This is a genomic window from Bdellovibrio sp. ArHS (assembly GCF_000786105.1).
Lineage (GTDB): Bacteria > Bdellovibrionota > Bdellovibrionia > Bdellovibrionales > Bdellovibrionaceae > Bdellovibrio.
The window spans coordinates 18,351-41,173 of sequence record NZ_JTEV01000010.1; the positions used below are offsets into that span (position 1 = coordinate 18,351).

The window sequence follows — 22,823 nt, forward strand, 5'->3', positions numbered from 1 at the left end:
GAACCTCCTAGAATGAGTGGGCCGGGTGTGCCCCTAAGATCGAGACCAGTTGGAACTCAATGCGTTGGTTTAAATCATCGGATTCGCCTTTATAAGTCTGCACGTCATAGGTATAGGCCACGCGAAACCACGTGAATTCACTATGTCTGTAAGTCAATGTTGGCACCAAGCCGTACTCCAGGTTGTCCTGCTTTGAACCATCCGATTGGAAGGTGCGCGACAGTTCCGAAAACAAATCCACCCGCAGGCCTAAGAACAATCGTTCATTAAGGGACATTTGTGGAAAAATATAAGCGCCGACTTCCTCTTGGCGGTCCGCCTCGGGCGCCTTCAGATTGCGATACCAGATTTCAGATTGCAAAAGAAAGCGCAGAAGTTTGCCTTCCATCTTTTTGAAGACAAAATCCAAACCATAAAGCTGTGTTTGTACACCTTGGCCATCGGTGCGGCCTAAGTAGTTCATGCCCCATTGCAAAGCTCCGGTTTCGCCGAAGTCGACGAAGTTCACAGGATGCAGGTAATGAGTCGGTACGTGCGGTTTTTCTCCAGCGTCATGTGCATGTCCATAGGTGTAACCGTTGGTGACGCCTAAAGTGATATCCCAATAAGAGTCTGTTGGTAAAAGAGTGGAAAATTCGGCGCCCGTATCCGCCACACCTTCTTCATCGAAAAACTCTCTTTGCACGCGTGGTGCAGAGACGAAGGCCCAATCATGTTGATGAAACTGATTCAGACGTCCAACACCCAAGAAGAATTTTCCAAGTTTAAAGCGCGAGGAGGGGATCAATTTATTGGAAGAAACATAGGCCTCATGCACTTCAAAAACGAACTCGCCTTCTTCGTTGTGAGCGGCCGCATTTAAATTGGCGTCGAAAGTGGGATCTAAGGGTCCAAAGAAAGCCAGCTCGACCGCGCGGATATCGAGTTTATTGTCCTCGGATTGTTCAAAGTCAAACGGGGCAACAATATCAATGGCTGCGGCCGTTTGGATGTTTTGCAAAAGATTTTGGGCCATGGCTGAATAGCCCGAAATAAGAATAAGAAAACCGGGGATAAATCGTTTCATTCGTGTGCTTCCTGTGGCTCTGAAAGTAGAGCTTTTATAAGTCGGGCTTTATGAATTTTAAATCCCCAATTTCGGCCGAAGCCGTTGCCGGGGCTGTTATCATAATTCAAATCCAAGCTGTCTTCGGCTGAATTGTACAAAGTATTGCGGTGGTTGAGTGACGTTCTCTTCGGCCCTTCCCACAGCAAGATATGTCCGGGGCGCTCGTTATTATGAACGTCAAAAGTAAAGGTCAAAACCGCTGAAGCATCTAGACTTGCAAAAAGCACGGACCAATCTTGGGTGTGCCCTTGCGCGGAACTAAAGACTAAAAGCTTCGAACCTTGTCTTTGGAAAATAAATTCGATGCCATTTTTAAGAAGACTGTCCGCGAAGGTAAAGAACGACAGAGTCCCGCCATCCTCGATAGAAAAACTCACCTCAAAGTTTGCCCCCGAGGCGACTGAAGAAACAGTGTCTGCCATGATTCCGGTGTCTTTAGAAATCTCAAAATAAGCCTGGTCGCCAATTTTCTGCGCTTGTTGCTGCAGTTTTTCTTGGTCAGGATTGTGTCCGCCTCCGCAAGCCGACAACATCCCGAAAGTGCAAAATAGAAAAAGAATGCGCTTCACGGTTGCTCCTAAAAAGACGGTTCGTCGGGGCCCGCGTTGCGAGTGCGATGGCAATCGATTTCGCTGCCACTATGAATGTGACACATAAAATAGGATTTTGACTCAACGCCATTGAGGACGGACGTTAACGCCACAGACATCTCCGAAGTCGCTTGCCACATTTTGATGGCCCGGAGGTTGTCTAAAGATGACACCTTTCTTTCAAAGATATCCAGAGAGGATGCTAAGGCTTCAAGAAAGGAATCGACGTTGAAGCTTAAAGAAGGAGCTGACGAAGGCATAGAAGGCAATTCGGGGCCTTCGTGGCAGTGAGCTTCTTGCACATTGTCGTGAGTATGAAAATGGCAGTCATAAGAGGCCGACTTTACGGTGTTCTGCGCGACATAATAGATTTTTGCCGTCGCGTCCTCTTGCACACTTTCCGTTTGGAAGCTGTAAATCAATCCGATTCCAGAGGTCTCAAACATTTCCAGAGCGGCCGCCGTCGCCGCACCGACTTTGGAGCGATTAAGAATTCCTAAGTCCGTGGTGTGATCGTGAGCAAACACAAGGGGGGAGAATATAAGAATGATCGAGATTAGAAGCTTCTTCATTGGACTCCTTTGCTTTATAGGCGTTCTAGCACCCTGATTTTTTAGATGCAAGTAATTTGCATTTAAAAAATGCAACGAATGGTTGCGTAAGAGAGAGACTTGTTGCGGCAACGCCCTCTGTCCGCTATCTAAAGGCCATGCCTGGGTTGATTCGTTTTCGCTGGATCGCAATATTTTGTCTTACGTTGGGGTTGATTCCTCTTATTCACTGGCACGTGCTTCAGAAACGGGACATTTTTTATTTTGTCGCTGTGCTGGCTTTACTTGCGACTTTCAATGTTGTGTCACAGGGTTTGTGGCCTCGTGAAGAACAGGCCCGCCAAAAACATACGTTGGTACATCTATGGGTGGACCTTTTGGCGGCGGCAGGTCTGCTTTTTGTGAGCGGTTCAGCGCAAAATCCGTTTGTCAGTATCTTGTGCATTCATTCTTTTCTGGGCGGGATGTTGTTACGACAGCGAGCCTCCTATCTTTTCGGAATTTCCGTGTTGTTGCTCTTGGGGCTTTTACAACTAGAGACCTATCTGGATGCGAAGATCACTTTGGGGGCGGACCTCACGGATCTGTGGCTCAGCTTCCTTTCCCAATGGGTGCTCGTCACGGCCTCTTGGTTTGTCAGTCATTATTTCTCTGGCTTGTTGAAAAAGAATGAAATGCGCATTCGTCTTTTGCAGGATCGTCAGCATCAAGCAGATCGCCTGAAGTCTTTAGGCGCTTTAACGGCGGGATTTTCTCATCAATTGGCAACGCCCATGAACTCTTTGAAGTTACGGATGGAGCGGGGACTTAGAAAGCTTTCCGATCAGGAAGTGGCTGCGCGCGAAGAGCTGGAAAAGGCGAAAAGCTCTTTAGACGAATGCGTTCAGGTGTTCCAACACATGGCTTCGGTTTTTTCCCAGTCGGCCGAGGCGGAACTTCAGACCGTCGAGATTCAGAAACTGTGTGAGGATCTTTTAAAAGTCTGGGAAAAAGAAAACAACACGATCACCGTTGAAAAACATTTTATGGCCGAGCCGTTGAATTGTCGTCTTCAGGTGTTGGCATTTTCGAACACCTTCTTTGACCTTTTGAATAACGCCGTCGAAGCATCTTCGGCAGGCTCGAAAATTTATGTTCGTCTTTTTAAATTGGATTCCTGGATTTATCTGGAAGTCACAGATTTGGGTGAAGGGCTTTCCGAAGAGACTCTTTCCCGACTTGGCGAGCCCTTTGTCACAACAAAAGTAGACGGCAACGGCTTGGGACTTTATTCTGCCTCTATGATGGCGCAAGCCGCAGGCGGTGAATTCAGAATCTTCAACAACACCTCGGGAAGAGGCGCAACGGCGGAAATTCGTCTTCCCCTAGAGGAGGCCTAAATGGATATCAAAGGCAAAAAACTTTTACTGATCGAGGATGATCGCAACCTTCGCGAAGTGCTCACGGAAGAACTTCAGGATCGTGGCATGACCGTCACGAGTTTTGCACATACGCCCTCTTTGGAAGAAATTCATGAGGCCGAGTGGGCCCTCTTGGATTTGCGCGTGGGTTCTGAAAATGGTCTAGAGTTTTTGAAGGGATTGAAGGAAAAATTCCCTCAAGCCAAAGTCATCATGATGAGCGGTTTCGGCAGTGTCGCCTCTGCCGTCAAAGCAATGCAATTGGGGGCGCACAGCTTTATCAGCAAACCCGTGACGCCGGATATGATTATCAAAGCCTTTACCGATCAGAATATCGGTGAGGAAGTGCCGGAACAGGAAATTTCTTTGGCCCGCATGGAGCGCGAGTATATTGATTACGTTCTGCAAAGTTCTGATGGAAATATCACTCAGGCAGCAAAGAAGCTGGGTTTGCATCGCCAAAGTCTGCAAAGAAAGCTTCGCAAAAACATCCCGAATAAATAATAAAAAAGGCGCTAAACCGCGCCTTCCTTTTCTTTTTCTTTCTTTTTATTTTCTATAAACATCAGAAGCAAGAGCAGTCCTACACCGCCGACAATAGCCATATCGGCGATATTGAAGGCTGGCCAGCTCCAGCGGTTGTAGATGTGGAAGTCCAAAAAGTCGATCACATAGCGGAAACGAATGCGATCAATGTAGTTTCCGATGGCGCCTCCGAAAATGCTTGAAAGAGCAAGAATCTGCTTGGTGTCTTCATCTTTCACGCCGCGAAGAATGCCCAGGATGATGATCAAAGCGATCGGTGGCATAGCCAAAAAGAAAATCTCGCGGAAGTCCGGATGGCTTTCTGCCAAAAATCCGAAAGCGGCCCCAAAGTTTCTAACGTAAGTGATGTTGAAGAAATTCGGAATCACAGAGATGGATTCACCCAGATGAAAGTGCGTGTGAACATAGACCTTAATAACTTGATCTAAAGCCACAAGAAAAGCAGAGATGAGTACAAGCCAGATATATTTACGTTTCATGCAGGGGAGTATAGCGCAATTGTTGCGGACCAAGCAAAGACTACTTAAGAAGCACCTTGGAACGGCTGTAACCGACCTTTATCAACATACGAAGGGCTTCCAAGTCGGAACTCAAATTGAATTCATCTTTGACTTCCTGAATCATGCCTTGAGAGCAGGAATCCAAGAGACTCATTAAATCCGGCTGAAGAGTCGTCGCGGTGACGGTTTTCTCGGTATAAGAAACCTGAGTTTGTGTCGCTGTGGCCGCTGCCGGAGTTGGAACTACATGAACCTGTTGAACCTGCTGGACTTGCTGAACTGGCGTAACCACTTGTGACTGACGAGAAGTCATCGCGGGGCGAGAAGACGGACCGTCCAGTTCACCCATCATTCCTGCGAGGCTTTTTAGTTCATTTTTGAAGTTTTGAATGCTGGGGCGATCCAGGGCGTGGTCGCCATCGCGAGTGGCCTTCAGGTACAGGCTCACCAGAATATCCGGAGTCGTTGCCATTTCCTTGATCGAAGAGTTTTGCACAGTCAGCCATTGATAGGCTTTTAGCAACGTCTCTTTCGTGTATGCCTGTGGTGGCAACGGGTTCATGGTCATCGATTAAAGTTCTCCGGCAGGTGAGGGACTGAAACTACAGAACCCATTACTGTGAGTCAATGTAGCTCACGACAAAATCCTAATATTTCTATGCTCAAAAAATATGCAAATCTAGATGCAGGGGGTGTCTTTCAATTACAAAACTAGAGGCATCGCGAAAAACGAAATGAAGGACGGAGGTTTTTCTTGATTTTTTCTTTTCAAGATCTGCTCTGCCCCCGTTAGAGCAAATAAAAAAGCCCACAAAGCTTTCACCTTGTGGGCTTCTAAATTCTGTTAAATTCGTTTAGTTGGCGTAGTCTTTCGCCACGATTCCGTACTTCTCGATTTTGCGCAGAAGTGTCTTTTTCGGAATATTGGCGTGGAGGGCCGTTTGATTGATCCGTCCACGGAACGTCTTAAGAGCCTTGATAATAAACTCTTTTTCGAAGGCTTCTTTCTGGGCGTTGAAGTCCAGATTTTCAGTGCCGTTGTAAGGCAGAATTTCTTCGCTATCTAGATCTTCAGAATCAGCACCCAGATCAGAATCTTCATCGTCACCCAAAGATGCATGGGCTTGAGTAGCCGACGCAATTCCTGCAGAAGCCACGCTTTGAGCCGTTTCCATCACTGGCGGAACATCAATCAAGTTAGTGCCCGTCGCAATCAATAAAGATTCGGGTAAAGAAGCAATCGTAATGATGTTCGACATTTCCAAAACGAAGGCATGTTCAATCACGTTTTCAAGTTCTCGAATATTGCCCGGCCAAGTGTGCTTTTTCAAAACGGCCATTGCATCCGGAGCGATGCCATTGATGCGTTTACCGTGGGCCTGATTGAACTTCTTGATGAAGATGTTCACCATGTGTTCCATGTCGTCTTTTCGTTCTGCCAAAGCGGGCAAGAAGATGGGCACGACATTCAAACGATAGAACAGATCTTCACGGAAGGTGCCCGCTTTGATCATATCTTCAAGGGGTCTGTTCGTCGCGGCAATGATTCTGACGTTTGTGGGGAACTCACGGTTAGAGCCCACGGGAGTGAACAGTTTTTCTTGCAGAACACGCAGGATTTTCACCTGCATCAGTTGTGGCATATCGCCCACTTCGTCCAGGAACAAAGTGCCGCCTTCTGCGAACTGGAATTTTCCGATTTTACGTTGGTCTGCGCCGGTGAAAGAGCCCTTCTCGTGACCGAAAAGTTCAGATTCAAAAAGATTCTCTGGAATGGCCGAACAGTTGATGGCTACGAATTTTTCATCTTTACGAGCTGAATTGTAGTGAATCGCTTTGGCAACAAGTTCTTTACCCGTTCCGGAAGCACCACGAATCAAAACGGGCGTATCCACTTTCGCCAGGCGGTGAATAATATTAAACACCTTTTGCATCTGGGACGTGTGACCGATGATTTTACGACCGGCTTCGTGCATGACGGGTGCGGAAGCGGCGATATTTGAAATCAAATTGTGGGCATTGACGGCTTTGTCGATCAGCTCAAGCAGTTGCTCACTGCCGACTGGTTTAGGAAGATAGTTGTAAGCACCATCTTTGACGGCCTGGATGGCATCATTCAAGGTTGCGTGCGCGGTCATAATAATCGCGATGATACCTGGATCGAACTCTTTAATTTGGCGAAGGGCTTCAAGACCGTTCATGCGAGGCATGTCGACATCAAGAATCACAAGATCGTATTTTTTGTCTCCGCCTTTGATCTTTTCCATGGCATTGACACCATCGAAAGCCTCGTCAACCTCAAATCTTTGAGTGACTGCGAGTGCGGATTTAACTGAGAGTCTTAAGCCCTGATCGTCGTCTACAACCAAAACCTTAAGCATGTGTACCCCCTTGCTCGATAGGTAGTTCTACCGTAAATGTGGAACCATTACCATGGGAAGATTCTACAAAAAGACGTCCATGATGGAGTTCTGTAAAGTATTTAGCCAGATAAAGCCCCAATCCTGACCCCTTGATCGGCGAGCTTTTGGCGTTCTTGGATCTGAAAAACTTCATGAAAATATTTGGCAGCTCATCGGCGGGTATGCCAGGGCCTTGATCGGCGACCTGGACAACGACTTTGGTGGCAGACTCTTCGCTGGAAACCATGATTTTGGTGTCTTCCGGGCTGTATTTAATGGCGTTTTCGACCAGGTTCGAGAACACTTGTTTCATCAGATCGGCATCGACCGGAATGGGAAACATGGGTTCTAGTTCGGAAACAATTTGGATGCGTTTCAGTTTCGCAAGAAACTCGTGCTTGCGAATGACTTCTTGAAGCAGGTTGTTGATATCCTTGCTTTGTAAATTAAGCTGTACGCCCTGGCTTTCGATTTTTCCGTAATTCAGAATCGCATTGATAAACTTCAAAAGATCGTCGGAAGAGTGTCGGATGGTGTCGACAGCTTCACGCTGTTGCGGACTCAGCGTCACCGGGTCCGCCAAAATCATGTCCGTCATTCCCTGAATGCGCGCAATCGGCGTTTTTAGGTCGTGAGACATCATCGAAATGAAATTCGTTTTAAGTTCTTCAACCTGACTTAAAAGTCTGTTCTTCTGGTAATATTCCCAGCTACGTCGATTTTCGACGATCAGGCGATACGGAATGAAGAAGTAGTAGCAAAGGAAGATTGTTAAAAGCGGTGCCGCCATGGGCAACCACAGGCCACCCACCCAGAACGCTAGTGAGCTTATACCCACAAAACCGATAAGAGTGCCGCCCAAGACCATAAGACCCTGAGCGGGCTTCATGGTCAGAACAACGTGAGTCGTTAACAAAGAAGCTATCAGGATTAAAAACCAGTTTACGTATTTGCTAGCTCGTATCGGTGCCGAGTCGGTGATCAGAGTATCAATGGCGTTGGCCTGCAATTCAATCCGGGTCATGGCCATGGCATCCCGGTTGTAGGGGCTTTGAATATATTCCGCCTCATTTAAGCCAAGATCCGTACCAATCAGGACAATTTTATCTTTGAATCTTTCGGGATTCACATCTCCTTGCAGTAAGGATTCAAAAGAGGTTGAGGGAAATGATTTAGCAGGATGAAAATTAATATAAGCTTGATCGGTTCCGTAAAAATCAAAAACCCCACGGATGCTTTTTACGTTTTGAATTCCCGAGTTGAAAAGACCCGCCAAGTGTGTGGAAAGCAACGGGCGATCTTGGTAGGTTAAAATCATTCGTCGGGTGACGCCGTCTTTCGCAAAATTGACGAGATCTGTTGTCTTTGGCGACGGCGAAAGAGAGATCTGCTCAAAAGGTTGTTGTAGAACCAACTGGTTTTCTTCCCCTTTCAAAGGGGTCGAACGTCCCGCCACAAAGACATTTTTGTCAGAAACGATGTTCGATTCCCAAATGTCCTTTTCACTCGTCGCTCCAGGAGTCTCGTTGAGATCGAAGTCATAAACGACGGCTTTGGGGCTTTGGGCCTTTAGCAAACGTAAAAGTTTCGTTTGTTCGGTCGCGGACGGAAAGCCTTTATAGGTTTGAATAGTTTTTGGCGTGATATAGACGAGTTCGATATTTCCCGATGTCGAGTTGAAAAGCTTTGTGCGATTTCTAAGGTCATAAAGATAGGACTCGATGTATTCCAGGTTCGTTTGCGCTAAAAGAATAGAAATCCCCACCGCGAATAAGACCCGCAGCGCAAGTGCTTGATAGTTGCCCTTTTTAGAGGGAACTGATTTCTCTTCGGGGGAGGGAGGAAGAGGCATAAGTCCTTAATGTCTTTTTTAAAAAAGTTTAGCGAACAGGGATGCAGCCTTCACCAGTTCCAGAACCGCCACCTTTAATGGCAGGATTTGGCAGAACAGGCTTTAGAGGCTTTACTTTTTTAATATGTGTTTTCTTTGTCATAAGTTCCTCTTAGCAGGATTCCCTGCTGATTTTATAATATAATAATGCAGTACTAATCAAGCTGCGGGTGCGATAGCAAAACTGACCGTCTTTTTGATGTTTATTGCCCGTACTTTGTTTATGTATAAACATGCAGCCGCCGCCGCAAAGATAACGCGCCCAGCAGCTTTGACAGCTATTCTTTTCGATTAACGGGCTCTGATATTGTTCTAGTTTCTCAAGGTCTAAATGCGATCCTTGACCGACCTGTTCGGCCTTGTTGCCCACTTCCCAAGGACAGGTGAACAGATTGTTTTTCGCATCTACCATAAGGAAAGACTTTCCCGCGCCACAATAGTTTTCCGTTTGTTGTTGATTATCCAATGCGGAAAAGTACTGGTCGAAGGCGCCTATTTTTCTGAGCTCCGTTTCGCCACCAAGAGTAAAAGCCTTCTTGGCAATGTGATTCATTTGCTGAACGAATTCCTTGTTGCTGGCTTCGTCATTGTCTGCCACTGAATATGTGAATTCATATTTATCCACGTCAAATTCACGGTAGAAGTCGTAAGCCGAAACAAGATTCATGTTATCACTGTTAAACACGCCGTGCAGAGTGAGGCGTCCTAAAGACTCTCGGGCCGTACTAAGAAGTTTAAGGCCTTCGATAACGAGTTCGGTGCTACCTGTCCCGTTTTTGGTTGGACGAGCTTTATCATTTATGCTTGCCGGCCCATCAAGGCTGATAGTGATGTTGGCTTTGATATTTTTTAGAACACTTAATGTTTTCTCATTCATTAAAGTGCCGTTAGTGACAATTGAAAACTGCGGACGAATATTTCGACCTGCAGCCATCAGTCTTACGTAGTTTGCAATTTCTTGAATTCCTTCTGGATAAAGCAAGGGCTCACCGCCCAAGAAGGTAATCCTGAAATTGCTATTTGCAGGAAGTCTTTCCAAAAAGAACTGCAACTGGGGCAGGGTTTTTTCGACATTTATTTTGGTTTGGGCTTCGCCGTAAGTTCCGTCGCCACCGGCTGCACAATAGGTGCATTTGAGATTGCAGATTTGAGTGACGTTAATAGTGAGGCTGCGGATGCCGGGCTCTAGTTTACCTGATTTGACGTCGGGATTGGCGTCACTTTCCCAGATCGCCAGTTCATGGCCCGCCTCAGTCGATTTCGCGGCGTCTTCCATTGAGGCCCAAGTGTCTTCTGAAATTTCAGCGACTTCCAGATTGCGAGCATGGAACGCCAAGGGAGCGTTTTGTCCCCATTTAAATGCTACAATGTCTTTGTATCGTCGTTGTTCCATGCGCATTAAGGTAATGCAATAACTGTTCCAAAATGAGACGCCTGGGTAATTTTAATTAACTCAATAATTTCATGATCTTATGGGAATTAATATGGTGTGTTTTTGGCTCTATCGCCAGGGGCGTGGGAGCAAAAGGTAACTAATACAAGGTAGGACAATGTATAGACACAGTGAGGACAAATCAGCTTCTTGTTTTGCAAGGCGGGGGCTTGAAGTGAAAGCCCCTGTTGCCGGTTACATCATCGTATCGATCACACTTTTATAGAATCCGCGCCCACAGCGGGAGACATTCTCATAAAGATCAGTCGCTTTTTTTGCCTGTCTGGCTCCGGGAGAATACGAAGACCCAGCTTGAGTACGAGGCATATCAGGCTCGGGAGCTGAAGTGGTGGAGGTTCTTGGCGATTCCGTCGGCCCGGCAGCAGAGGATCGTTGCGACGTTTCCCGGTAAGACGACTCTGAGTTTGGGGAAGTCTGTGAACGATTCTGTCCAGAAGAGGAACTTCTACCTTTGGGTTCTTCGGCATCGCTAAATTCTTGGGGATTCCAGGCCTTCTCCTGACCTCTTTCCCAAGTGCCCCAGCCTTCTGATTTTTTGTGGGGGTTCACGGAGGGCTCTTCAAATTCAGGAGGCGTCCATTTGCTACTCGTTCCTGAAGTTCCTTTGGAACTGGTGTCAAAGTCCTCAAAGTTATAGGGGCGTTCGGAAGACTGCCGCGAAGACGATGAAGATGAAGATGAAGATGAATAAGAGTAAGAAGTCCCTTTGCCCGCAGAGGATGACGAACTTTGTGAGCGCGTGTTTTGGCTTGGCTTATTGCGAAGGGTTGAATCGTAATTTCGTTTTGCGACGGGGTCAGTTAAAACTTCTCGACTGCGATTCAGTTTCTGCATCACATCTGTCGAAATTCTTGATCTTGTCGGATCTGTTGCATGCAAGTCTGGGTGAAAAATGCGCGCCATTCGTCGATAGGCTTTGCGTATTTCGTCATCAGTTGCCTGGGGGCTGACCTCTAACAAATCATAGAAAGTTTTCGAGTTGCGAAGTCTGTCGATCTGCGCAGAAAACTCATCGCCATAGGATAACGAGGACCATATAAGAACGAAGAAAAAAATTATTTTCATCGACAAACTCCAGGTTTCGTAGATTCGCGAATGGCTTTCGCCAGGCTGTCAGGTTTTTCTTTGGCCAGTTTTAAAATTTCCTGCTGTTGGTGAGCCGGGAGCTGAGACAGCACCCCTAAAAATTCGCCCATTTCTTCGTTGCTGACCTTTTTTTGCGCCTTCTCGAAGACTTCTAAAGCAACCTTATCATTGGCCACTTCTTTCAAAGTGCCGGACAGGGCTTTCGTGGCTGCAACTTCACTCATCTGTGCCGCCCGTGAAGCTTTTGCGGCATTTTTCATGACTTTAAATCCGGCTCCGAATGGAATCATTGAAGCCGCGGATAGGCTTGCAGAGATGAGTTCCTCATTAGCTTCAGACTCTAAATTTTGCATTTGCGAAAAACGATCACGAGATCCGGTTTCAGCGAAAGCGGATGCCCGGGCGGTTTGCGCTTCAATGAATAGTTGGTGCGCTCGACTGGAAGAGTAGACCGTTTCCGCAGCCCCTAAGGCTGTTCCCGCGATCGCAGATCCTGCGGCCACAGTGGCTAAAGTCCCCGCCGCTGCGGTCCCCGACAGCACGAGGGCTCCGGCTCCGGCACCAATGCCTGTCGCCAGAAGAACGCCGCCGACAACAAGACCTCCCCAGAAGACGACTTTTTCCAACTTTTCATTACGCTGGGCGCGTTTGTCGTAATCTTGGAGGGTTTTGCAAATCAAGTCGAAAGAGTCTGGATTTTCCATTAGAAATCGCGCCGCTGCCGCTGGATTCGAAACGATCAAATTTTGCAAATTTTCATCAACATCGTTTTCGCCAGAGATATCGTTAAGATAGTTTTGATGAGTTTGCAGCTCCCCCTGAACTTCCTTCAGGGCTTCTTTAACATCTTTGGCTCTAATGAACTTCTTGTCGCTTCGCTTGGTGATAGCTTTTGTATAGAAGAGAAGATCGACGCCCTCGGAAGGCGGATTGATATCTAAGTCTTTTTCCCGAACCGTGAGATCTACGGCAATATCCACGGCACTTTTTTTCTTCGCGATATCTTCCCAATATGTTTTCGTAGTATTTAATTGCGCCTGAGCATAGGAAAGAATCTTTTCTTTGGCTTTCTGCTTTCGATCTTCTTCGACGTGGCGAGCGACCTTCCCAAGATCCTGAGCGGAAGAACGAGGTGTATTTTCGGTCACGCAATTATTGCTATCCAAGGCATGAGCAGCCAAAGAGGCATCTAGATTATTTAGCGCAGCCATCGCCTTTGCATGGCCGACGGGGCACTGATTGAGCCTTTCCTTAAGCTTGAGAACCCCCATAAGGTTTTCGCTTTGCCGTAAGAGTTTTTTGCCTTCTGAACTGTCAAATTCAGGATATTGTGCGGGGCTGTTTAAAATACTTTGGTAAGTTCCGTGAAATGCACGAGTCACTTCAGTGCTATTGATATTTGCGGCTGTCCAGGCCAACTTTTTCGCGTAGCTCTCTAGGGATTCACCTCGGCCTTGAATCGAAAGAAGCAGTAGTGCGGTCACCGTAATGTAGGAAAGTGCTGACATGAGATATCCTTCTAAATGGGATATCGGAACGAAATCAAAATATATTTAGTGCGCCTGGAGGGGCTGGCTTCTGAATCTTCCCATAATGAGGCGATTTTAAGGACGGGGTCGGTGATCCAGTCTAAGAATTTCCGTGGTCGCTGATGATGTGGATGACATAAAAAAACCCGCGTTAAAGCGGGTTTTTTATTCTTGATGGGCTGTTCTTCTTAAGGCGCTGTTGCCGTCGTGCGGAATTCGCCATTCGAGTCTGTATACAGACGTAAATCGAAAGAACGGTTGTTGATGATATTTTGGATATACATCAATGAGCGATACAGCTTTTCTTCGGCAAAAGTCCCGAAGCTGTATTGAATTCCTTTTGTCCCCTTAGCGGACAAAATCATTTCGTAGCGAAGAAACTTCGGACGATCTTCTTCAGAGATAAAAGAGATCAAAAAGCCGATGCCGCGTTCTTTCCAGATGGGCATTTGTTGTAAGTCTTCGAAAGCATCGAATCGCTCTTGCACTGTTCTCTTTGGATCCGTCACGATTTTCAGGCGTGCAGCCACTCGGTTGACGTCGCCAGTAAAGGCCGCCAGCCAGTTTGTAAGATAATCAATCGGGCTGTTGCCACCAACGAAGGGGCGAGAGCGAGGGCGACCTTTTTCGCTGATATATTGCTTAAAGCGGACTGCCAAAGCTTTCTCGGTCATGTATGGCAAGACATTCAAGGCCTCAGGATTGAAAAACACCTCTTGCTTGAAGTATCCGTTTACATGCTTTTTCGCACCATCATCCCAATTGTGCCAAGGAATTTTATTAAATTCTTCTTCGCCGATAGTTTCCTTTACCAAGCGTTGAATTTCAGCCACGTCACGTCTGGAAACATCACGCATCTTCATTTCCGCAGCGGAAGTCAAAGTCACAAAGCGCTGTGGAACCCAATTCGAGTCTGCCGTGAACAGCAAGTTGGAAGTCATCAAAGTCTCTTCGCCGAAAAGACCGAAAAAGATTTTGGTCTTTTTATAGCGCGACAAGGTGTCCAGTAAGAAATACTGCTCTTTATCTTGTTTATCGTAACTTAAAACCTTGTTTTCACCATAAGCTTTGCCGGCTTCAAACTTCCAAAGACTTAGACCGAATTTCATTCGTGCATCTTTGTTAAAGCCCTCGGAAGAACCTTTGAAAACGCGATCAATACGACGTTGTTCCGGCGGCAACAAGCCGTCTTCTAAAGCGATGTTTTCGATGTCTGTTAAGTCTGCCAAAAGTTCTTGGGTCAAATCTTTACGAGTCACCAAAGGATTTGCGACTTTAATATCCTTGAGCTGCACTTTATATAGCATCAAGCTGTCGTAAGCTTTGGCGGCGTCCGGGTTTCTTAGGTCAAAGACGTAGTCCAACATGACGACGTCATTTTTATTAAGACCCGCACCTAAATTGAGCGGCGTGATGCTTAACCATTTTTGGATACGATCGTCGATGATGCTGACGCCAAGAACTTCAAGTTCATCGGCAAGATCGATGCCCGCATTGGCTCCGACGCCTTTGCCACGAACGGCGATCAATTTGACCCGGATCTTATCATCGGCCATGCGGAAAACATGGACCATGAATTCACCCGAGATGAGAGCGTGCGTAGAGGCGCCCGCAGTGAATTCTCCCTTAAGTATGTCATGACTTAATGAAACAACGAAGGCAAGGCGGCCTTCAAAAGCCACGAAGTCGCCCGGTTCAAGACGCTCAAGGGCCTTTTCGGCTGTGAACGGAAGATTTCTAGGTGTGTAGGGCAAAGCCAACAAAGAATCTTTTTGGCTTTTAAACTGACGGGCGAAAATGATCTCGGAACCTTTTTCCAAACTCATGCCGATCGGTGTATCCAAGTCGTCAATGAAGTCCCCTGGGTTAAGGCCAAAGTTCAAAGAATATTTGTCAATGCGAGTGTAGAAGCCATTGACGTAAGAGGGCTCGGATTCGATTTTGTATCGCAGAGATGTCGAAATACCTTCCAGGATTTCAGCATTCACCAAACTAACGCTTGCACCGATGTCTTGCTTGGCAACTTCCTTTTGGATTCTTTCCCAAATGTTAGCGGGTTTTAAAACTTCCCAGCCTGCGTGAGCAGGGGCAACATTGAACAAGAAACCCGATGCCAAAAGCAGCGTGAACCAATGTCTTTTAATCATAATCCATTCCCTTCTTAAAAAGCTTCCAAGCTTCAATATCCAGAACGTCCGTTCAGGGCGACACGAAGGCTTACCAAGGAATCCTAAGAATACAAAAGCAAAAAATACGAAATTAGAGCGAATTACCGGTAAATGTCGCTAGATACCATAAACAGGTTGTACGGGATTTCCCGGAGTGTTCGAATAGACGCATGAAAGTAAAATTTATCATCGGAGATCAAACGACAGAGGTTGTTGCTGAAGAAGGGCGCACTCTTTTAGACCTTGCTTTGATTGCTCAACTCACTCCCCCTTACAGTTGTATGGAAGGTCGTTGTGGAACGTGCGAGGCTCTGATCGAAGAAGGCAAAACCAGTCAGGATGTGGAGGGGGCTCGCATCGTTAGGACCTGTCAGGCCGTACCATGGTCTGATTATGTCGTTGTGAACTATAATAAAAAGTCCAGCTCCTAATATGTATTTGATTCGTTTTTATAAATCCGTATCCTGATTGATATGTCGCTCACGATAAAATTTTGGGGAGTGCGGGGATCTCTTCCGTCAGCGCCGCCGCCAACGGATTGGACTTATCATATAGAAGGAGTTCTTCGTAACTTCTTCTCTATGGGCTATCGTGACCCCTCGCAGATTTCTAAGTACATTCAGACCGCCGAAGTTCCCAGTATTGGCGGCTATGGCGCAGCTACGACCTGCGTAGAGATTCAAAGCAATAAGGCGCAATTAATTATCGACGGTGGTAGCGGTATTCGTAATCTCAGTGAGCGCATTATGACCGGCACTACCGGCCGTTCCAAAGGGGCCTTCCATATATTCATGACTCATTTTCACTGGGATCATGTCATTGGATTGCCCTTCTTCACACCGCATTTTATTCCGGGCTGTGAAGTGCACTATTACGCCGTTCAACCCGAACTTGAAAAATTAATTCGGGGCATTTTCAGTCGACCTTACTTTCCTGTTCCCTTTGAAGCGTTGAAGGCGAAGGTGGTGTTTCATACATTGGAACCACGGAAGCCCTTTCACCTTGAGGACATGACTTTGACACCCTATCAACTAGACCATCCGGATCCTTGTTGGGGCTTGAAAGTCGAAAGCGAAGGGAAGGTTTATGCCCATTGTGTTGATACCGAAGGCACGCGGGTCACTCGTGAAGAGCTGGCCGATGACCTGCCACTGTATCAAAACGTGGACTTGATGTATTTCGATGCGCAATACACTCTTCCTGAATTGGCGGAAAAGGCGAACTGGGGGCACAGTGCGGCTCAAGTGGGCTTGGACATTGCTTTGCGTGAGGGAATTAAGCGCATTTTGTTTGCGCATCATGATCCCGGTGCGCGCATTGAACAGGTCTTAGAACTTAAAAGACAGACGCGTGAATACTACGAATCTCGCGAAAAATTCGCCGCCAGAAATGGTGAAACTCTGGCGCCGATTCCATGGGACTTTGCCTACGAAGGCTTAGAAATTAAACTTTAAAATCCTTCAGGCGCTTTGTTGGCGTCAAAGATCAGTTCGACCTGGGCTGGATCGTTTTCTTTATAAGCATTCAAAGATTCCAAGGTGCTTTGATCTAAAACAACTTTTTTGGTGTTTTCTGGCCAAGTAAAGTCGTCGGCAGGGAAGCGTGTGCCAATCTTCTTCATAAAAGAGGTCCATACGGGAACAGCGCCACTGGAACCTGTCAGGCGGTGGGGAATATTATTGTCGTAGCCCACCCAAACAACGGATGTCAGATAGGGTGTGAATCCTGCGAACCAGGCGTCTTTATTATCGCTGGTCGTGCCCGTTTTGCCAGCGGCTGGGTTTTGAAAGCCGCTCAGAGTGATAGATCGGGCCGTTCCTGACAGCACCGTTTGTTTCATCATACCCACAAGGCTTGCAACGGCCGCAGAATCCACTGTCGGTTCGGTGCTTATCTTGTGAACAAAGACTTCGGTCCCTTCCGAATTCACCGCTCGTCTTACGAAAGAGATCGGTTGCTTCTGTCCCATTTTGGCCAAAGTCATATAGCTTTGCAGCACTTCTTTCGGATACATTTCAAAGGCCCCTAAAGTCATCGCAGGAAACGACTTCAGTTCTGAGGTGACGCCCATCGTATGAGTGACATCAACGACATTCCCAAGTCCAACCGCAATGCCTAAAGAGGCTGTCGCGGCATTGAGAGAATTCTTCAATGCATAGAACATCGGAACCGAACCGAAATACTGCTTGCCGTAATTCACCGGAGACCACGTTTGCCCCTCGTACTTATAGTTGAATTTTTCATCATTTAGCAAAGTGATCGGCGTGTAGGGATGTCCTTCGGGGGTTTCGTTTAAAAGTGCGGTCAAATAAACGAAGGGCTTCATGATCGAGCCGATCTGGCGATGACCGTCGATAGCGCGATTGAACTGAGTCATTCGGTAATTGCGACCGCCGACAACAACGCTGACCAACCCGGTAGAGTTATTGGCGACTAAAACGCTGCCTTCAAGATTGTGACCCTTGTCGTGCAGACCCTTGATGTATTTATTGTTTTTTTCCAGATTGTCCAGGTGGTTGCTCAGTGACATCTGCGCCACCTCTTGCGCTTCCAAATCCAACGCCGTGAAAATTTTAAGACCTTCTGGATTGATGTTTTGTGAAAGCAACTGCTTGCGAACCGCATCCAGATAATAAGGCGCCGTTTCGGAAGCCTGAGTGCGTGGTTCTCCGGGAAGAGGCATGCGATCCGCGATGTCTGCCTCTTCTTTAGAGACAAATTTCAGTCCTTGCATCTTCTCCAGCACCAGATGGCGGCGGCGTTCAGCATTGACGGGTTTACGGAAAGGGTTGTAAAGGCCGGGGCTGTTGACGATGGCAGCCATTAATGAACATTCGCTAAGATTTAAATCTGCGATGTCTTTGCCGAAGTAATAACGGGCGGCGGAACCATAACCTCGAACTTGAAAGGCGCCGTTTTGTCCCATGTAAATCACGTTGAGATAGGTTTCCAAAATCTGATCTTTGGAAAAACGGGACTCCAACAAAATGGACATCACAAACTCTTGAAGCTTGCGTTTCAGAGTGCGTTCGCTGGTTAAGAAGTAATTCTTCACAAGCTGTTGCGTGATCGTGCTGCCACCTTGGGCGCGGCGTCCGGCTGCGATATTTTTAAGCAATGCGCGGAAGATGCCTTTGATGCTGACTCCGCCGTGTTCTAAAAACTGCGCATCTTCGATGGCCATGATGGCATTCAGGCACATGGGCGGCACTTCACCCAAAGTCACTGTTCTTTGCATGAGCGGTTCGTTGCCGATGTATTGAGCAAGAAGAGGAGCTTCGGCGTAGGCCTCACTCACTTCGGTAAAAGGGGCCCCTTTGAAAACCTGAGAAACCAAATGATCCTTTTGCACGACCAAAACCTGCAGGGAGCTGTCCACATCGACGGTAGAGGTTTCTTGCGTCACCCAGCCGATACAGACTTCTTGATTTTCGTTAAGTCCTATCTGAAGGCGGGCCGCACATTGTTCCCGATTTGCAATAAAATAATCCCCGGGAAGAATGCGTTGGTCATATTCGCGACGGCGATAGTTTTGGCGCAGAAGTTGTTTTTCCACGTCAGAAATCTGGATAACACTGTTGGCATAAAATGTGGGAGGTGCGGCGTAGAATTCAGTCGGAATTATGAACTTTTTGGATTCCAATTTTTCGGTCAGTTCTTTTTCCAGTGCAAAGTAAGCATAGACGCCAACACCAAGGCCAGAGATGATTACAAGCGTCACAAGGATTGTAAAAGCAACTAAAATAGTCTTTAATCGTGGTCGCAACATATATGTAAAGAGTAGTGCAAAACTCTCTGTGAAGCAAATGAGCGAATTATTTTCTGAAAGCTTGTTTGAATGAAAGGATTGGTTGTGGCTAAGAAGAAAGCTTCTGCTAAAAAAGCCAATGTAAAAAAGGTCGTCAAAAAGACCGCTTCTAAAAAAACTCCAAAAAAAGTCGCAAAAAAATCAGCACCGGTTAAGAAAAGTTCTGCGAAAAAAAGCGCAGGAAAAAAAGCTCCTGTGAAGAAGGCCGCCGTAAAAAAAGCGGCCGTCAAGAAGACGGCTGCTAAGAAAACGGTGAAATCGGCCGCGGCGAAAAAAACGGCGAAGGCTCCGGTCAAAAAGACGGCGGCTGCTCCGAAGGCTTCTCATTTGGTCAAAGAAACAAAAGCGGTGAAGAATTTGGATCTCAGCGGTTTCGTCACTCCTTTGGATGATCGTTTGATTGTGCAACTTTCTGGTGCAGAAAAAATGACTCCAGGGGGATTATACATTCCCGACACCGTTGCTGACACGTCCGGCAATCTTCAGGGAAGTGTGGTTGCTGTTGGTCGCGGTCACATGACAAAAAAAGGTCATTTGAAGCCGATGGACGTGCAGGTCGGTGATAAAGTGATTTTTTCTGAATACGCGGGCAATAAAATAGAAATTCAAAACGAAGACCTCATCATCCTTCGCGAGGGGGATGTCCTTGGCGTGGTCGCAAAATAAAGGAATAAAAATGAATAAGAATCTTTTGAAAGCATTGGGTCTTTCTGTGGCGCTTTTGTCCACATCAGCCCACGCCATGAGTTTGGATTGGAGCGGTGGTTACCGCGCGGAATGGACAGAGATCGACAAGCCATCATTGGGATCGCCATCTGAAAGAAAAGCCTACGGTTTGAACTATCTTTACCTAAGCCCGAAAATCATCGCGGCGGATGGTGTGAACATCATTTCGCGTATTGATGTTTTAAACAGCACTCAATATCCGAACTCGCAAGTAGGCGAAATCTGGGGATTGAATGCAAACACAGAGGTAGCCACTTCTTCTAATCAGGGTTCTGCTGATTTGAAAGTCAGTCAACTTTACCTTAACGTAAATCAGGAATACGGAGCCTTGATCGTCGGCCGTGCACCTTTCGAATTCGGCTTGGGCATGACGTACAACGCGGGCAAAGGTCTTTTCGATCACTGGTATGATACACGCGATATGATCGCTTACAAGATCGTCGTGGGTGACTGGTTCTTCATGCCGCAATTGAGCCGTAGACAATCTAATGGGTACGGTCAAGGTGGCACCATCTCGACAACGGGTTTCCAACTTCAATATGAAAGCGAAGAAAATAGATCTTTGCTTGGCGTTTATCAGGAAAATGTTAAAGGCGTAAAAGAAGTTTTGGGATATGACGCTGGTCAGATCGTTGCCATGGGTGGCGATGCCGTCAATTCTGATTTGAATATTCAAAGAACAAACTTTGTTTTGGGTCGTGGTTTCGACGCTTTCGGTTTCAAATTGGAAGCTGGTTTTCAAAGTGGTGAATCTGGCGTGACAAAAGGCACAGAAGACGTCAGCGTCAACGGTTTCGGTATCGCTGCGGAAATCTACAGCCAGAAAAATGAATCCAAATGGGATTACAAATTGATGCTGGGGATGGCGACCGGTGATGACCCTTCATCAACCGAGTTCAGCGGTTATGCGTTCAATCGCAACTACGGACCGGCGATGCTTTTGTTCAATCACCGTCTGGGAAAAAAAGATTTCTTGAACACCAATGCCTATCGCACAGGTGTTGATGCCGCGAATTCCACAGTTCTTCCTGGTGTTGGCAACTCTGCGGATGATGAACTCGTGAGCAACACGATCTATGTTGCACCATCAGTGAATTACTTATGGAATGAAAAAGTAGACGTTCGCAACACACTCGTGTGGGCACAAATTTCGAATGTCGTAAAAAACTCTGTTGATTCTTCAAAAGATCTGGGCCTAGAATGGGATATCGAAGTGATTTACAAACCATCTGAAAAAATTCAATGGGTAAATCAGCTTGGTCTTCTCTTCCCCGGCAGCGCCTTTAAAAATGGCAACGACGGTTTAGAGAATAGTTTTACATTTGGATTTGCATCTAAAGCCGCCATCAGCTTTTGATAACAACTTGATTGCAACTTGTACGACAGCTTGATGACTTACTGAATACATCTTGTTTGGTGGTGAGCAGGGCCCGGGGGGCGAAAGTCCCCCGGGATTTTTTTTGCCGAGGGGCAAGCCGTTCGCAGCAAACGTCCATGCTAAAAAAGAACTTTTAAAAAATCATATACTTCACCGGGTCTTTGACCGCCACTATGGCGGCAAGCTTTTGCGTCATCATCGGGGTTGTTCGGAAAAAAGGAAACGGGCTCGTCGTGAGCCCGTTGGAGGATTGGTTGTCATTTCTGTTCTTAGAATCTTCCGCGGATGTCCAGTCTTTGCTGAAGAGACTGCGGAGAGATAGGACTGACCGGACCGAAACTAACGCCACTGTTATTCTGAGGCATGAAGTTTGGTAAAGTGCCGGGTGCCATTTGTTGAGCCGAGAAGGTTTGTGGCACGATGCCCGGAGACACAGTCACCTGAGGAGCACCCGTTCTGTTAGAAATTCCCGGATTTACGACTGCACCTGGAACCAAACCGCGGCCGGGATTAGCAAGGCGAGCATTCAAATCCAAAGTGGGAGTCGTTACGACGCCGTTCAATGCGGATCCATTATTGAAGATGGCTTGAGTCAAGGATGTGTTGAACTCATTCAATAGTCGGTAGTACTGATTTTCTTGCTCTGTAGTGATGAAACCTTTGGAAGCCGCACCTTGAAGACCCAAAGTCGTATTCTGGTGGAAAGTTTGGAAGATGCTTTCCAAGTTTTCACCTTGTTTCATGCGAGCATATTGTAGATAGGGGTATTCTTGTGTGTTCGTTGTTGTCAATTCGCGATTCAACGCTGTTTTATATTGAGCGGCCTCAAATTTAATGATGTCCGTGTGTGCAGACAACAAAGCTTTTCTGACCGATTCATATTTACCTGGAACCTGTTCAATCAATTCACGAACTGACTTGGAAAGTTCGTCAACGATGTCCTGAGAGCTCGACATCAAACCATCCGAAGACTCTAGCGAGTTCAAAGCGTCTTGACCCATGGAAACGCGCAAAGATCTTTCGTAGCTTCTGCGCGCCTCAGCGGCTTTGGAAAGAAGACGTGGTTTGATTTCTTCGTTATAAAAATCCAAAGCTTCTTCGGTGGTGATATTTTTGGATTTGTCTTTGCTCTTTAGAGCGGCGACGAACTTTGTCGACAAGCAGTTGTAAACGCGGTTTTCTTTTAAAGAATGGCAAGATTCCGCAATCTGATCCAGAATGCCTTTCTTCTCGGCATCTGAGTCCGCAACGACTTCTTCGCCTTTCTTTTCTTCTTGAGGCTTTGCCGTCGTCAGACGAGCACTGATGGCCTTCATCAAGGCCACATTCAAGCTGTCGATGTCTTCTTTATTTTGAACACTCAGTGGATAAGACTCATATCCGCACGTATCGCAGACTTTACCTTCAGTCATTTTTTTGGGAACCAAGGCGAGGACTCTGTCTTCACCGTTATCAATGTATTTAACCGGCACCACACCTTCAGCGGTGTAGATTTTTGAAGGCGTTATACCCGGACCTTCAGTGGAAGCGAAGTCCGCGGAAGCAACTCCGTCTTTGTGCATGTTGAAAGATACATTTAAACCTAAAACTGCGAGCAGTGTCGCCGTTAAGACCCATTTTTGTGTTGGGTAAGTGAAAGTTTTCATAAGTCCTCCTAATATATGGATCATCCAGACCCTATTTCCTA

The 22,823-nt window shown here is 46.7% G+C and carries 19 protein-coding genes; 6 read left to right on the forward strand and 13 right to left on the reverse strand.

Annotated features, from left to right (window positions below; all coding sequences use genetic code 11):
- Positions 1 to 7: 7 nt before the first annotated feature.
- From OM95_RS04470 to OM95_RS04480, 3 genes are read right to left on the reverse strand one after another with little or no spacing between them, the layout of a single operon-like run.
- Positions 8 to 1,066, reverse strand: coding sequence for a hypothetical protein (locus tag OM95_RS04470; RefSeq protein ID WP_041870775.1), 1,059 nt, complete (start codon positions 1,064 to 1,066; stop codon positions 8 to 10).
- On the reverse strand, positions 1,063 to 1,677 hold the full coding sequence (locus OM95_RS04475; RefSeq protein WP_291515564.1) for a hypothetical protein: 615 nt from the start codon (positions 1,675 to 1,677) through the stop codon (positions 1,063 to 1,065). Before OM95_RS04475 ends, OM95_RS04470 begins: the two co-directional genes overlap by 4 nt.
- Positions 1,678 to 1,685: 8 nt before the next feature.
- The gene (locus OM95_RS04480) at positions 1,686 to 2,270 is read right to left on the reverse strand and encodes a hypothetical protein (protein WP_041870777.1); all 585 of its coding nucleotides are present in this window, start codon (positions 2,268 to 2,270) and stop codon (positions 1,686 to 1,688) included.
- Positions 2,271 to 2,407: 137 nt separating this feature from the next.
- Here OM95_RS04480 and OM95_RS04485 point away from each other — a divergent pair, with 137 nt between their 5' ends.
- Positions 2,408 to 3,628: a HAMP domain-containing sensor histidine kinase gene (locus tag OM95_RS04485; protein WP_041870779.1), complete on the forward strand. Its 1,221-nt coding sequence runs from the start codon at positions 2,408 to 2,410 to the stop codon at positions 3,626 to 3,628.
- Positions 3,629 to 4,153: a response regulator gene (locus OM95_RS04490; RefSeq protein ID WP_041870781.1), complete on the forward strand. Its 525-nt coding sequence runs from the start codon at positions 3,629 to 3,631 to the stop codon at positions 4,151 to 4,153. It begins immediately after the preceding gene.
- 11 nt (positions 4,154 to 4,164) lie between these two features.
- On the opposite strand, the gene lspA is transcribed toward OM95_RS04490, so the two are convergent.
- The 8 genes from lspA to OM95_RS04530 form a co-directional block, all read right to left on the reverse strand.
- The gene (gene lspA, locus OM95_RS04495; RefSeq protein ID WP_041870783.1) at positions 4,165 to 4,674 is read right to left on the reverse strand and encodes a signal peptidase II; all 510 of its coding nucleotides are present in this window, start codon (positions 4,672 to 4,674) and stop codon (positions 4,165 to 4,167) included.
- Between the two features lie 40 nt (positions 4,675 to 4,714).
- Positions 4,715 to 5,263, reverse strand: a complete 549-nt coding sequence (locus tag OM95_RS04500; protein ID WP_041870785.1) for a hypothetical protein — start codon at positions 5,261 to 5,263, stop codon at positions 4,715 to 4,717.
- A gap of 286 nt (positions 5,264 to 5,549) precedes the next feature.
- Positions 5,550 to 7,076, reverse strand: coding sequence for a sigma-54 dependent transcriptional regulator (locus OM95_RS04505; protein WP_041870787.1), 1,527 nt, complete (start codon positions 7,074 to 7,076; stop codon positions 5,550 to 5,552).
- Positions 7,069 to 8,949 (reverse strand): ATP-binding protein, encoded by a 1,881-nt coding sequence (locus OM95_RS04510; protein ID WP_041870789.1) that lies wholly within the window; start codon positions 8,947 to 8,949, stop codon positions 7,069 to 7,071. The genes OM95_RS04505 and OM95_RS04510 overlap by 8 nt, the downstream gene beginning before the upstream one ends.
- A 151-nt stretch (positions 8,950 to 9,100) precedes the next feature.
- Positions 9,101 to 10,381 carry a radical SAM protein gene (locus tag OM95_RS04515; protein ID WP_041871072.1) on the reverse strand — a complete coding sequence of 427 codons (1,281 nt, stop codon included), beginning with the start codon at positions 10,379 to 10,381 and terminating at the stop codon, positions 9,101 to 9,103.
- Positions 10,382 to 10,615: 234 nt separating this feature from the next.
- Entirely contained in the window at positions 10,616 to 11,506 is an 891-nt protein-coding gene (locus OM95_RS04520; RefSeq protein ID WP_041870791.1) for a J domain-containing protein, read from the reverse strand.
- Positions 11,503 to 13,035: a hypothetical protein gene (locus OM95_RS04525; protein WP_041870793.1), complete on the reverse strand. Its 1,533-nt coding sequence runs from the start codon at positions 13,033 to 13,035 to the stop codon at positions 11,503 to 11,505. Before OM95_RS04525 ends, OM95_RS04520 begins: the two co-directional genes overlap by 4 nt.
- Positions 13,036 to 13,244: 209 nt before the next feature.
- Positions 13,245 to 15,203 carry a hypothetical protein gene (locus OM95_RS04530; RefSeq protein WP_291515565.1) on the reverse strand — a complete coding sequence of 653 codons (1,959 nt, stop codon included), beginning with the start codon at positions 15,201 to 15,203 and terminating at the stop codon, positions 13,245 to 13,247.
- Between the two features lie 191 nt (positions 15,204 to 15,394).
- Between OM95_RS04530 and OM95_RS04535 the strand changes: the two genes are divergently transcribed.
- Positions 15,395 to 15,655: a 2Fe-2S iron-sulfur cluster binding domain-containing protein gene (locus OM95_RS04535; protein WP_291515566.1), complete on the forward strand. Its 261-nt coding sequence runs from the start codon at positions 15,395 to 15,397 to the stop codon at positions 15,653 to 15,655.
- Positions 15,656 to 15,697: 42 nt separating this feature from the next.
- The gene (locus OM95_RS04540; protein WP_041870795.1) at positions 15,698 to 16,678 is read left to right on the forward strand and encodes an MBL fold metallo-hydrolase; all 981 of its coding nucleotides are present in this window, start codon (positions 15,698 to 15,700) and stop codon (positions 16,676 to 16,678) included.
- On the opposite strand, the gene OM95_RS04545 is transcribed toward OM95_RS04540, so the two are convergent.
- The gene (locus OM95_RS04545) at positions 16,675 to 18,945 is read right to left on the reverse strand and encodes a transglycosylase domain-containing protein (RefSeq protein ID WP_291515567.1); all 2,271 of its coding nucleotides are present in this window, start codon (positions 18,943 to 18,945) and stop codon (positions 16,675 to 16,677) included. The two genes, OM95_RS04540 and OM95_RS04545, sit on opposite strands and share 4 nt — an antisense overlap.
- Before the next feature lie 117 nt (positions 18,946 to 19,062).
- Here OM95_RS04545 and OM95_RS17090 point away from each other — a divergent pair, with 117 nt between their 5' ends.
- Positions 19,063 to 19,698 (forward strand): co-chaperone GroES, encoded by a 636-nt coding sequence (locus OM95_RS17090; protein WP_291515568.1) that lies wholly within the window; start codon positions 19,063 to 19,065, stop codon positions 19,696 to 19,698.
- A gap of 10 nt (positions 19,699 to 19,708) precedes the next feature.
- A complete protein-coding gene (locus OM95_RS04555; protein ID WP_041870799.1) occupies positions 19,709 to 21,115 on the forward strand; it encodes a hypothetical protein in 1,407 nt (468 codons plus the stop codon).
- A gap of 290 nt (positions 21,116 to 21,405) precedes the next feature.
- Here OM95_RS04555 and OM95_RS04560 read toward each other — a convergent pair whose 3' ends face one another.
- Positions 21,406 to 22,782 carry a hypothetical protein gene (locus OM95_RS04560; protein ID WP_041870801.1) on the reverse strand — a complete coding sequence of 459 codons (1,377 nt, stop codon included), beginning with the start codon at positions 22,780 to 22,782 and terminating at the stop codon, positions 21,406 to 21,408.
- Positions 22,783 to 22,823 lie beyond the last annotated feature (41 nt).

Coding starts and splice junctions, on each gene's coding strand:
- OM95_RS04515 (WP_041871072.1), bottom strand. CDS start 10,381: ATGGAACAACGACGATACAAAGACATTGTAGCATTTAAATGGGGACAA.
- OM95_RS04485 (WP_041870779.1), top strand. CDS start 2,408: ATGCCTGGGTTGATTCGTTTTCGCTGGATCGCAATATTTTGTCTTACG.
- OM95_RS04505 (WP_041870787.1), bottom strand. CDS start 7,076: ATGCTTAAGGTTTTGGTTGTAGACGACGATCAGGGCTTAAGACTCTCA.
- OM95_RS04510 (WP_041870789.1), bottom strand. CDS start 8,949: ATGCCTCTTCCTCCCTCCCCCGAAGAGAAATCAGTTCCCTCTAAAAAG.
- OM95_RS04555 (WP_041870799.1), top strand. CDS start 19,709: ATGAATAAGAATCTTTTGAAAGCATTGGGTCTTTCTGTGGCGCTTTTG.
- OM95_RS17090 (WP_291515568.1), top strand. CDS start 19,063: ATGAAAGGATTGGTTGTGGCTAAGAAGAAAGCTTCTGCTAAAAAAGCC.
- OM95_RS04520 (WP_041870791.1), bottom strand. CDS start 11,506: ATGAAAATAATTTTTTTCTTCGTTCTTATATGGTCCTCGTTATCCTAT.
- OM95_RS04530 (WP_291515565.1), bottom strand. CDS start 15,203: ATGATTAAAAGACATTGGTTCACGCTGCTTTTGGCATCGGGTTTCTTG.
- OM95_RS04490 (WP_041870781.1), top strand. CDS start 3,629: ATGGATATCAAAGGCAAAAAACTTTTACTGATCGAGGATGATCGCAAC.
- lspA (WP_041870783.1), bottom strand. CDS start 4,674: ATGAAACGTAAATATATCTGGCTTGTACTCATCTCTGCTTTTCTTGTG.
- OM95_RS04500 (WP_041870785.1), bottom strand. CDS start 5,263: ATGACCATGAACCCGTTGCCACCACAGGCATACACGAAAGAGACGTTG.
- OM95_RS04535 (WP_291515566.1), top strand. CDS start 15,395: ATGAAAGTAAAATTTATCATCGGAGATCAAACGACAGAGGTTGTTGCT.
- OM95_RS04540 (WP_041870795.1), top strand. CDS start 15,698: ATGTCGCTCACGATAAAATTTTGGGGAGTGCGGGGATCTCTTCCGTCA.
- OM95_RS04470 (WP_041870775.1), bottom strand. CDS start 1,066: ATGAAACGATTTATCCCCGGTTTTCTTATTCTTATTTCGGGCTATTCA.
- OM95_RS04525 (WP_041870793.1), bottom strand. CDS start 13,035: ATGTCAGCACTTTCCTACATTACGGTGACCGCACTACTGCTTCTTTCG.
- OM95_RS04560 (WP_041870801.1), bottom strand. CDS start 22,782: ATGAAAACTTTCACTTACCCAACACAAAAATGGGTCTTAACGGCGACA.
- OM95_RS04480 (WP_041870777.1), bottom strand. CDS start 2,270: ATGAAGAAGCTTCTAATCTCGATCATTCTTATATTCTCCCCCCTTGTG.